General features: G+C 65.6%; 1 protein-coding gene. It reads right to left on the bottom strand.

The window, feature by feature from the left end; translation table 11 throughout:
- Nucleotides 1–1,074, bottom strand: a complete 1,074-nt coding sequence (locus AB0383_RS50090; RefSeq protein WP_366191721.1) for an IS630 family transposase — start codon at nucleotides 1,072–1,074, stop codon at nucleotides 1–3.
- Nucleotides 1,075–1,128 lie beyond the last annotated feature (54 nt).

The raw sequence follows: 1,128 nt of genomic DNA, 5'->3' as shown, positions 1-1,128 counted from the left end.
CTAGTGGTCTGTGTTTGAAGTGGTCTGACGGTTGGACTTCTTGAGGATCTCGTCGGCGGTTTTGGTCCAGATGAAGGGGTGGCAGCGTTCGTTCCAGCCGTCGATGAAGGCGCGGATCTTGGCGTTGAGGTCGTGGACGGAGCGGAAGCTGCCGCGGCGGATGGTTTGGCGTTCGATGATGCCGAACCAGACCTCGACCAGGTTGAGCCAGGAGCCTGAGGTCGGGGTGAAATGGACGTGGATTCGCGGGTTCGCCGCGAGCCAGTCGCGGATCTCGGGCCGCTTGTGCGTGGCGTAGTTGTCCATCACCAGGTGTAGCTCGTCGTCGGGGTAGGCGCGGGCGAGCTGTTTGAGGAATACCAGGAACTCCTGGTGCCGGTGCCGCGGTTTGACTGCGCCAGTGACCTTGCCGGTGGCGATTTCCAGCGCGGCGAACAGGGTGGTGGTGCCGTGCCGGACATAGTCGTGGGTGCGCCGCTCGACCTGTCCAGGTTGCATCGGCAGCATTGGCTGGGTCCGGTCCAACGCTTGAACCTGGGACTTCTCGTCGACACAGAGCACGATCGCGTTCTCCGGCGGCGCCAGATACAACCCCACCACGTCGGTGACCTTGGCGCCCAGCTCTGGGTCGGTGGAGAACTTGAACGTCTCGCTCCGCCAAGGCTGCACCCCGTAGTCCCGCCACGCGCGGGCCACCGTGCCGTTGCTGATCCGCAGCCGAGCGGCCAGCAGCCGGCTCGACCAGTGCGTCACGCCGAGCTTCTTCGGCGGCGGCTTCAGCGTGGCTGCAACGACCTCTCGATGGTCCACCAGCCGGGGCCGCCCCGAGCGCGCCTCGTCGTGCAGGCCGTCGATCCCACCACCCTCATAACGTTCCCGCCAGCCGATCACGGTCGGCCGCGACACCCCGACCCGTTCGGCGATCACACTGTTCGCCACACCCTCGGCGGCCAGCAGCACGATCCGCGCCCGCTGCGCCAGGCCCGCCCGCACCGACGAACTCCTGGTCAACGACAGCAACCGCTCACGATCACCATCACGAAGAGACAGCGCGGCAGCCGGTCGATTCGCCATACCGCATTCTGACACCCACCCAACCGTCAAACAACTAACGACACGCGACACTAG

This window comes from Amycolatopsis sp. NPDC051373, from assembly GCF_040689465.1.
Classification (GTDB): Bacteria; Actinomycetota; Actinomycetes; order Mycobacteriales; family Pseudonocardiaceae; genus Amycolatopsis.
Note: the sequence above shows the minus strand (reverse complement) of the source record. Positions and strands in the feature narration are given on the sequence as shown.